This is a genomic window from Sulfuricurvum sp. (genome assembly GCF_028688295.1).
GTDB lineage: Bacteria > Campylobacterota > Campylobacteria > Campylobacterales > Sulfurimonadaceae > Sulfuricurvum.
The window spans coordinates 9,370-18,450 of the sequence record NZ_JAQTYM010000047.1 but is presented as its reverse complement, the minus strand read 5'-3'; the positions used below and the strand labels follow the sequence as shown (position 1 = coordinate 18,450).

7 protein-coding genes are annotated in these 9,081 nt (G+C 42.5%); all 7 read right to left on the bottom strand.

Features of this window, described 5'->3' with window-relative positions:
• Positions 1–1,041 (bottom strand): cache domain-containing protein (locus PHR02_RS09640; RefSeq protein ID WP_299991564.1); only part of this gene is annotated, 1,041 nt, incomplete at its 3' end.
• Positions 1,042–1,215: 174 nt separating this feature from the next.
• A complete protein-coding gene (locus PHR02_RS09635) occupies positions 1,216–2,652 on the bottom strand; it encodes a protein adenylyltransferase SelO (protein WP_299991562.1) in 1,437 nt (478 codons plus the stop codon).
• A gap of 61 nt (positions 2,653–2,713) precedes the next feature.
• Complete coding sequence (locus PHR02_RS09630) at positions 2,714–4,483, bottom strand: flagellar assembly protein A (protein WP_299991560.1); 1,770 nt, start codon at positions 4,481–4,483, stop codon at positions 2,714–2,716.
• A 41-nt stretch (positions 4,484–4,524) separates the two neighbouring features.
• Entirely contained in the window at positions 4,525–6,234 is a 1,710-nt protein-coding gene (locus tag PHR02_RS09625; RefSeq protein ID WP_299991558.1) for an efflux RND transporter permease subunit, read from the bottom strand.
• Positions 6,234–7,823 (bottom strand): efflux RND transporter permease subunit, encoded by a 1,590-nt coding sequence (locus PHR02_RS09620; protein WP_299991556.1) that lies wholly within the window; start codon positions 7,821–7,823, stop codon positions 6,234–6,236. Before PHR02_RS09620 ends, PHR02_RS09625 begins: the two co-directional genes overlap by 1 nt.
• A gap of 8 nt (positions 7,824–7,831) precedes the next feature.
• On the bottom strand, positions 7,832–8,617 hold the full coding sequence (locus PHR02_RS09615) for an efflux RND transporter periplasmic adaptor subunit (RefSeq protein WP_299991553.1): 786 nt from the start codon (positions 8,615–8,617) through the stop codon (positions 7,832–7,834).
• Positions 8,617–9,081: TolC family protein (locus tag PHR02_RS09610; RefSeq protein WP_299991550.1), on the bottom strand; the 465-nt coding region annotated here is incomplete at its 5' end. The genes PHR02_RS09610 and PHR02_RS09615, both read right to left, overlap by 1 nt.

Here is a 9,081-nt window from a genome sequence, read left to right as displayed (position 1 = left end):
TTTCAGCTCTTGCGGGAAAAAGGATTTTGCATTAGCCACAGAATCAAAGAGGGTGTTTTTCTGAAATGAGGGGCGTGAAGAGGGACGAAATGCCAAATGGATCGGTACCATTGCATGTCCGATCCACTCTGAACCGTTGTACCCTTGATAGCCTGACGTTTTTACCGCTTTGTAGAGGTATTCAAAACCGGCGTAGTAGGTTTGATGATCTTCATTATTGCGTGGATCCAAATACGATCCTACCGGTACATGATGGGTCGAAGACGAGGCAATTACCTCTCCGTTTGAATCTAGAAGTTCAAGGGCAATGTAGGGATTTTCTCGGGTAAGTTTTTTAAAAATACTTTGCAATTCATTTTCGAACCGAAATATGAGACACAATACCCCTAATGGTTCTTCATTCTCTGGATTACAGACACGGTAGGAGTAGATGAGGGATGGTTTATTGTGTGTGAGATCGCTTGGTCGGTAGGTTTCGACATACCCTTGATAGGTACGCAACGATTCTTGGAGCAGAGGATCTTTTGAATAGCTGATCGGATTGGTGTGGTCGAGTTGTACAAGTACTTTCCCTTTGGTATCGAGAAGAATAATATTTTCATAAACACTGTATTTGGCAACGTATTCTCTAAAGCGTTCGGTGAGGGCCTCTTTTTTATTTATTTTAATCTCACGCATCTCCTCTGAAACTGAGAGATCGGTTGAGTGTAAAAAGAGGAGATAATCGCGAATATCATCATCCGTTGCAAGAAAACCGATGTCTGCCGTCCGTTCGAAAAGATTACGAATCAAGATATCAATAGCCGTTTGGGCTTTGGATTCAAGTTCATTTAGACTTTTGTTGAAGGTCTCTTCGATCAAGCGTAAGAGCGGTTCATCAAGCAAGTCTTCAAATGCTTTACGCGTTTCACTGGTATCCATACCGATATTGGACATTGATCCTAAGAGTGTTAATAAGTCCCATTTACCTGAGAGGGTATTCATGTTTTTTTCAAAATTTTGAACATTTGACATATAGCTGATGAGGTGGTTTTGTTGCATAAGGGAACTTCTCCAAACAAAGTTTTAGGTTGTATGATGACAGTATAAAGAGCTATGAAAAAAAAATTGCAGGAATAATGATCAAAAAATAATCACTTTTTTGTAGATTACAAATTGATTACAAAAATATGATGAATAAATAAACTATTTTGGCAAGATCACTCAGATTGTTCTTTATGACGAACAACTAAGTTTCAAATTTGTGTGTTCTTGAGGGGTAATCCCTGCATAACGTTCAAATTCTGGATGTTCATCATACGGATTTTGAGCTAGCATCAAAAGATCGTTTACAAGCGTAAAATCTCTCTGTTCAGCTTTATCGATCGCCTCTTGGAGGATATAGTTTTTTAGGACATACTTGGGATTGGTACGGAGCATACGTTGGTGACGTGCATCTGTTGTTGTCGTGTTAAGTGCTAAACGTGTATCGTATCGATCACACCATTCATTTAATTGGTTTGGTGCAAGGGTGAGTGCAAGTAATTGCTCACGATTTTGATCGTATCGGCTAAGATGACGAAAAAATGGGGTCATGTCGATGCGTCCGTTCTCCATGAGGGTAAATAAAGAGCGAAATAACTCACTGTCATTTTCTTCTGAGGTATCAAGACCGAGTTTGGCACCTAAAAGCTCCAACAATTTTGCCGTGAAATATTCACCGTATTTTTCCAACTCATGTTTGAGCTTTTCTTGGGTAATAAGCGGTGAGAGGGCGTGGGCGAGACGTTCCAGATTCCAGTAGCCGATGCGTGGCTGGTTGTCGTAACTGTAGCGCCCGCCGCTGTCGGTATGGTTGCAGATATAACCGCTCTCGAAGGTATCCATAAAGGCAAACGGGCCGTAATCGATGGTGATACCGATGGCCGACATATTATCGGTATTCATGACACCGTGGTTGAAACCAACCGATTGCCACTGTGCCATCAGCTCTGCGGTACGCTTCACGATTTCACTGTACATTTTGAGATAAGAGTCTTCAACACCTTCTAAATGTGGAAACGATTCATGAAGTAAAAAATCAGCTAACTTTTCGAGCTCTTGATGTTTGTTAGTATGAAAAAAATACTCAAAACTTCCAAACCGTATCCATGAACGGGAGAGTCGCAGAACAATCGCACCGCTCTCCCAAGCCTCTCGTGCTACTTTCTCTTCTGAACCGATAATAGCGAATGCACGGCTGGTGGGGATACCTAGCGCATGCATTGCCTCACTCATCAAATACTCACGTATCGAAGAACGCAAAACTGCGCGGCCGTCTCCTTGGCGGGAATAGCGGGTTACACCTGAGCCTTTAAGCTGAAGATTCCATCCGTTCATAGCTCCGAGGTTAATGGCACGGCCATCTCCGAGACGTTGTACGTAATATCCGAACTGATGACCTGCATACGTCATTGCATAGGGACGGGAGCCTTTGAGTGTTAAGGTTCCGTTTAAAAGAGATTCGACTTCTTTCGGATCTAGTGTATTATTATCAAGCCCTAGCAACGAAACGGCATCGGAGTTTATACTGATGAGATGAGGTTTTTTCAGAGGAGTCGGAGCGACTTCATGGTAGAAGATCGGATCGAGGGATAAATAAGGGGTAGTTAGCGTTACATCGGATAATTTCATGAGAGAGTTTTACCCTAAAGAGTTAAAACCCTTAGAGGTATTTTTAAGCAGTTAGATTTTTTTAGGATTCTAATAGAATTTTTTTCTCATCACCCTCTTGGCGCAGACGGATGGTTGTCACTTTTCCCTGCGGGGTAATGCCGTATTCTTGATGTGTTTTCGGATCAATGAAAATAATACGCGTCTTTCCGTTATAGGTTCCATTGTGGGTTACACTAGCATGTAAGTCAGCTTCGTAGAGCTTTGAGAGATCCTGTGTTAGTGTGTTGAGATACTCTTCCGACGTTTTAAGATGTTCATGAGAAGTCTTTAGTGATTCAGCTTCGGCCTTATATTGTTGCAAACGTACCATATCCGCTTTCATCACATCTGCACCATTTTGTTGTGCGGCAATGACACGTTGCTGGATTTGTTTAATACGGGCATTTTTATCTTTGAAAGCGATTTGACGAGAGATGAATTCTTTGCTTTCAACTTGAAGACGGGAAGTTTTCTCTTTTATCTCGCTCTCAAGCACAGCAATTTTTTCGTGATAGCTCTCAATGGCGTGGGGATTGATAATAAGGTTGTTTCCTTCTCCTTCGATCAATCCGATGGTAATCGATTCAAGGGCATTAATCCGTGCATTTGAATAGAGAACATCGATATGAACTTCTCTGGCAATGATTTCGCCTCCGACCATTTTGTTGACACGAACGATATCGGCTTCAACTTTTCCTGTTTCTAAAATTACGATGTTCGCTTCTTTGGCTTTTAAGTTACCACGATGAAGGTGGATAGTCGCTATTTCCGTAACATTGATTTGTGAATCGCGATGCGTTTGTGCTCCGATATTGACTTCACATGCTTGAATTTTTGCATTACCGCCAACGGTACCGCTGACGTCGAGTTTTTGAACATCAATGTTGACACCTACACCTATTGAATCTTCAGAAGCAATGTTCCGTTTTACTTTTAGGGAGATATTTTTATCGATACCTGTTTCGATTGAACCCGTTTTTTTAAAATTTGCAGTATCGAGTTTCAACTCTTGAGAGATGGTAAATGCCCCTTTTTTACGTTCAACAAATCCTGAGACTTTAGCAAAAAAACGGATACTATCACTATCTTCTTCGGTGTAAATGGTCTCTTCATCGATAACGATATAGGAAGCATACCTAATTGTTGGATCCGGTACTTCAATGTAGGAACCATCACACCCTCTGCCGTTTCGTCCATGTTTAGGAAAAAGGTACTCTAAAATAAGTTCTCCCGGTTCAACACCGTCAATAAAGCTTTTGGATTCTTTATTTTGTTTAAAATGTAAGATAATCGAATCATTTGTTGGTGTTATTGCAGGGAAAAATTCTCCGATAGGGAGACGATAAGGAGTTTTGATCGCCCCCTCTTTTTGTATCTTTAAAAGGAACCGATTGATTTCTTTGTCCAAATTTTGATCGTATAAGCCAATCAATAAACCATGCCGAAGCTGCTTGTTGATGATCGTATTTTTGATCCACTCTTGTATCCCTTTTTTAAGAGGGATAGTGGAGGTGGGATCAATGATCGCTACTACTTTAGTTTTGTATTTATCACTTGCGATACTAAAACGTAAATCAAGATAGGGGTGGGGTTTGAATGGGCGAAAACGGAGTTGATATTCTTGGCGGATTAAAAAAATTGCTGAACGTATTTCACTTTCGGTGGTTTTTGCTAAAAGATCATCTCCATCTAAAGATTGCCACTCTTCATCGATAGTTCCTTTGTAATGTGTTGTATACGAGAGAAGATCGAAGTCAAGATCATCCAGCGGAATGCGTCGAGAATTTGCAATTTCTTGTAAATCACTCATAACATTCGTAGATAGTTGGATGATTGGGGTAAACACGTTGATCAAGGCTCCATTATCGATACTGCTTTACGCTCTTCAAAATTAAAATGCCGTTCCAGATCAGAGTTATGGATCAGAACCGGTACAACAATGAGTGAGGAAATAACTGCCGCAATTGTACCAAAAATAAGAGAAACTCCAAGCCCTCCAAACACGGCATCACTGGCTAAGAGGGTAGATGCGAGAATAATTGCCGCTGCGGTTAAAAAGATCGGTTTAGCACGGGTAGCGGTGGCATACGCAATCGCCTCTTTTTTATGCATCCCTTTATCGAGCATAAGTGATTTGGTAAAATCGATCAGCAAAAGTGAATTGCGTGAGCTGATTCCGATGAGGGCTATAAAACCAATTAAAGAGGTCGCTGTCAGGAAAAAGGTGTCTGCGGTAAATAGATCAACTATTCCGTGCCCTACGATAACTCCGATGATCGAGAGGAAACTTCCGAGCAATACGATACCGCTGATGACAAAGCTTTTATAGTAAATGACCATGAGTAAGAAAATGAGGATCAGTGCCGCAATAAAAGCTCCACCGAGGTCTACAAAGGTATCCAAGGTTACTTCCATCTCTCCATCCCATAAAAGCTCATAGCGCTCTTTGGTTTTTTTATCAATCAGTTCGAGGTTAAACAAACCGATTTTATGGATTTCATATTCGTCGCTAAAGGTATCTAAAATAACATTACGGGCATCCATCAGAGGATACACTTGCGACACCATATCGGTTTCAGCAACGACATTAGTCATTTGATGGAGGTTTTTAGACATAATCATCGGATTAGATTTGACCGCTACGATCGTCACTACTTCAGTGATGGGTACCATCATTCCCATTTGGTTGAGGAGTTTTAGGGAAGAGAGTTTCATCTCAATAGCGAGTTTATCACGGGATGCAAACTTTTTACTCTCTGGGGTTAAGGTGAGAAAAATCGGGATTTGATCGTTCGCACTCTGAGAGTTTTTAACCGCGATACCCATTCCCTCAAACGCAAGGTACAAGATATCATTCACATGTTTCACATCTAAAGCGGCGCGGGTGATTTTGTCGGTATTAACTTGCACCTCGAATTTGTCATAAATCTCATCTTGCATGATGTCGATGTCAACAAGGCCTTCGGTTTTTTGAAAAACGGTCTGGACCCGGTTACTTAGATGACGTATTCCATCGCTGTTGTTTCCATACACTTCAGCTACGATTGCCGCCATTGTCGGAGGGCCTGCAGGAGGCTCAACAAATTTTATATTGGTCTGCGCGTAAAGATTGCCACACTCTTTTTGGATGAGCGGGCGAAGACGTTGAACCATCATGTAAGAGGGTTCGCTTCGGTCATGCTTTTTCGTAAGATTGACAACGATTTCAGCAACATTTTCGTTATTTTTAAAATGGCTCCCTTTGATTAGACCTGCAAAATCCAGTGGTGAACCGGTCCCTAAAAAGACTTCAGCGTCAAGAGCTTCCTCTTCTTGCTGCAAGATGCTTACAACACATTCACTTACTTGGCGGGTTTGCTCAATGGAGCTACCGTTTGCTAAATCGATGTAGACGCTGTAGGTATCGTTGTTTTTTCCCGGTAGCATTTTTGCCAATACAAATTCTGTCGGTATAAGAGCAACTGAGAAGATAAAAGCGGCTAGCGTTCCCCAAAGAACTCTCTTTTTCTTGGCCGGGGAACTCAAGAGTGTATTGAGATAATTTTCAAACTTTTGATACATTAGTGAGCCTCTGAGTTGTGATCGGGTTTTTTAAGCAATCGTACCGCCAAATACGGGGTAAAAATATAGGCGACAAACAAGGATGCGACAAGAGCAACCGGAACGTTGGCCGGAATCGGTTTCATAAACTGTCCCATCATCTGTCCGACAAAAGCCATCGGTACCATGGTGAGGATAATGGCGAGTGTAGCGATGTTGGTAGGTGCCCCGATCTCATCGGTTGCTTCGATCATCAGCTCATCTGCATCACGATCAGCCGCCCCTGGTGCGTGGAAATGGCGATGGATGTTTTCGATAACGATAATAGCCGCATCGACCAGAAGTCCCAGAGAGAGCAAAAAGGCAAAGAGGGTAATACGGTTAATCGTTTGTCCTGTAATGTAGGCGATAAAGAGGGTGATAGCAAGAATTGCCGGAACGGTAAAGGTAACGATCAATGATTCACGCCATCCCAGTACAAAAATCAACAAAATAGCGATAATAACGATGGAGAGGATGAGGTGAAAGACCAACTCATTAACCGCTTCATCGGCACGTTCTCCATCGTTTCGGGTAATAACGTAGTTAATCCCCTCTGCTTTCATTTGCTCTTTGTATTTTTCGAGTTCTTTTTTTACGGCATCGGCGATGATAACCGAGTTTGTCCCCTGAAGTTTAGAGACGGTGAGGGTGATTTGATCTTTAAGGGGAGAAAATTTACCGCTTTCATCTTTGAGGGTTACGAGTGCTGATTTAAAGTTTTGAATGTCGCTTCCGGCAGTGATGGTTGCTACATCACGAAGATAGATCGCCGAACCGCCGTACTGGGCAACGATGATATTGCCTACGTCTTCGACACTCTCGATCGCATTACGCACACCGATCATAACGATTTGGTTGTCTTGGCTTTTCCCTTTTATTTCAGGGACGTTATAGGCGAGTGATTGAGTAGCCATAACGATCTGACCCAAGGAGAGATTGTAGCCGCTAAGACGGTTTATATCAACCATAACGTTATATTGATGTTTTTTAGCTCCCTTGATATCGGTAACTGCGACATTGGGCAAACCATTGATATGGTGCTGCATCTTTTTAACATGATCGTATAAAACCGTAGGATCCATTTTCGGGTTATTGGAGTAAAAGGCAACGGAGACGATCGGGATATCAACATCGATATCGAGCGGTTTGATAATCGGCTGCATTGCCCCTTTTGGGAGGATGCTCATGTTTTGCATGATTTTGTCGTAGATTTTGAGGTTAGAATCCTCTTTGGCTTCACCGATGAAAAAAGCGGCATTGATAACGGCTACGTTATCCATGGCCATGCTGTGAATGTGTTCGATCCCTTTGACCTCTTTGAGCTTGCGTTCTAGGGGTTTAACGATAACATTTTGAACTTCATTGGCGGTGGCACCGGGGAGGGCGATAATGACGGTCGAACCGCTGACCACCATTTGCGGGTTCTCTTCGCGGGGCATAAGCATGAGTGCCATGTAGCCGATTACGAGGAGGAAAATCCCCAGAATCGGGGTGAGCGGATTACGCAAAAAACCTTTAGCGAGCTTTCCGGCAGAGTCGGTAGGTTGATAGGTATGGGGAGCGTGCATAAGGACTCCTAGTTAATGTCGACGGTAGCGTACATACCCGGATAAACGGTTTGCTTAGCGCTGAACGACACTTTGATCTTAAAGGTATGCGTCATTGGATTGGAACTTGGGATGATAGCACTTACCCGTCCGATACCAACATAACCGACTGATGGGATTGAAACTTTCACTTTTTGGCCGATAGGGACGAGTTTGAGATTATTTTCGGCTACCTCTACTTCAATTTTCAACGCATTTAAATCCGATAAGACAATCGCCGGCATCCCCGGCATCGCCATCTCACCTACTTTGATATTTTTGGCAACGACAACACCGCTATTGGGAGCGGTGATTCTAAGATAGTTGTATTGATTATTGACCTCTTTGAGGCGTGCATTTGCTTGGTTCACTTGGCGCTCACCGATGTGAATCATATTTTTGAGATTCTTTTTCGCGAGTTCGAGATTTTCAACCTCATATTTAGAGACCATATCCTGCGCCAAGAGACGCTTGTTACGCTCAAGGTTAAGTTCGAGATTGGTGTACTGATTTTGGTACATTTGAAGGGAAAGTTCCGCTTGAGCGATCCCCATTTCTACTTGTGTTTTGGCGGAATCGATCTCTTTGGAATCGATCGTATAGAGGAGCTGTCCTTTACTGACACGTGAACCTTCTGAAACATTGACACTGGTGACGAATCCCATGTTACGGCTGGTGATCATTTTTTGGTTATCGCTGATAACACTTCCTGAGAGGGTAAGTCCTGCAGCGCTGAGGGTAGCAGAAAGGGCGAGGGTAGTAATCCAAAATTTCATTATTTAACTCCGTTGCTAAGTTTTTCGAGGGCAAAAATACGCTCGTTACGTTTATTTTTAACCATTTGAAGATTGAGTACTTTTTCAATTTGTTGTGATTGTTTGATGATGACATCGCTCATCGATACGAGGTGCTCATGATAGCGTCCTTCGTAGTTTTTGTAGATTTGATCCGCTAACTCTTGCTCTTTTTTCAAGCTTTTGACTTGAGAGTTTAAACTATCGATTTCAGTGCGGATTTTGTCATACTGCAGTGCAATCCCTTTTTTGGCGAGTTCGACCTGAGTGGTTGTTTTGAGCTTTTCAATACGGGCTTTTTCAAGAGTATTGTTGTCTACCCCGCCATTAAAGAGGTTCCAGCTGAGTTTTGCGCCGATGGTATAGGCTTTATGATCACTAAAATCGCCTAAAAAGGTATTGTCAGCACTCGATGCTTCGGCAAAAGCACCGATTTGCGGAAGAAA